At 66.9% G+C, this 973-nt stretch carries 1 protein-coding gene and 1 pseudogene; both read left to right on the top strand.

What is annotated here, in order from left to right; genetic code table 11:
• Window positions 1-449 (top strand): annotated as a pseudogene (locus tag A6M56_RS21240) (hypothetical protein); the annotation flags it as partial.
• A partial coding sequence (locus A6M56_RS21235) for a YfiR family protein (RefSeq protein WP_286758395.1) occupies window positions 449-973 on the top strand: 525 nt, incomplete at its 3' end. The pseudogene A6M56_RS21240 and the gene A6M56_RS21235, both read left to right, overlap by 1 nt.

Here is a 973-nt window from a genome sequence, read left to right as displayed (position 1 = left end):
ACGCCGCGCTCGGCAACAGCCGTTCGCGCGGCCTGGAAGTGGAATTCGAGGCGCGCTGGGACAACGGGGTCCGGTTGCGCAGCAGCGGCGCCTGGCAGGATGCGCGGGACACCACGGGGCAGGATGCAATCAATTCGCCCAATGTGCTGGGCAAGTTCCAGATTACTGCGCCGCTACCCGGCAACGGGCTGCGCGTCGGCCTGGAAACGCAGTACCTGGGGGCTCGCCTGACCGCTGAACGGCGCCGGCTGGGCGGCGTGGCATTGACCAACCTGACCTTCACCCATGACCGGCCGTGGCATGGTGTGACGGCTGCGTTCAGCGTTCGCAACCTGTTCGACCGCGACTACGAGGTCGTTTCCCCCTTCACCTGGGCGCCGGGGACGGGCATCGACAGCCTGCGCATGGACGGCCGGACCTACTGGCTTCAGCTCAACCTGGATCTCTGATGACGATGCGCCGCCTGCTTGTCTTGCTCGCGATGTGGATCAGCCTGGCGGCCAACGCCCAGGTGGTGTCCGAGCACGACATGAAGGCAGCGTATCTGTACAACTTTGCCCATCTTTTCGAGTGGCCGGAATCGCCGCGCGCCAACTTTCATCTTTGCGTCCTGGGTGACGCGGAGGTCGGCGCCGCCTTGCTGCGTTTCGACGAGCGGCGGGTGGACGGCAAGCGCATCGTCATCGCCCGGTTGAGCAGCCTGGCGCCGATCCGCCTGTGCGACATCCTCTATGTCGGGGCGGGCGAGTTGCCCAGCCTGCCCAGGATTCGCAGCACGCTGGGCAGCCAGCCGACCCTGGTCGTTACCGACCGCGGCAACCTGCCGGCCGCAGGGCTGATGCTCGACATCGAAAACAGCCGCCTGGTGTTCGACGTCAATCTCGAGCAGTGTGAGCGCACCGGTCTCAAGGCCAAGCCCACGCTGCTCGGCTTTGCGCGCAGCGTGCGCCGGGCCGGCGAAGCCGAGGCCCGG

Source organism: Ralstonia sp. RL, from assembly GCF_001683835.1.
Taxonomy (GTDB): domain Bacteria; phylum Pseudomonadota; class Gammaproteobacteria; order Burkholderiales; family Burkholderiaceae; genus Ralstonia; species Ralstonia mannitolilytica.
The sequence above is the reverse complement of the archived record's forward strand: the minus strand, read 5'-3'. Positions and strand labels throughout refer to the sequence as shown.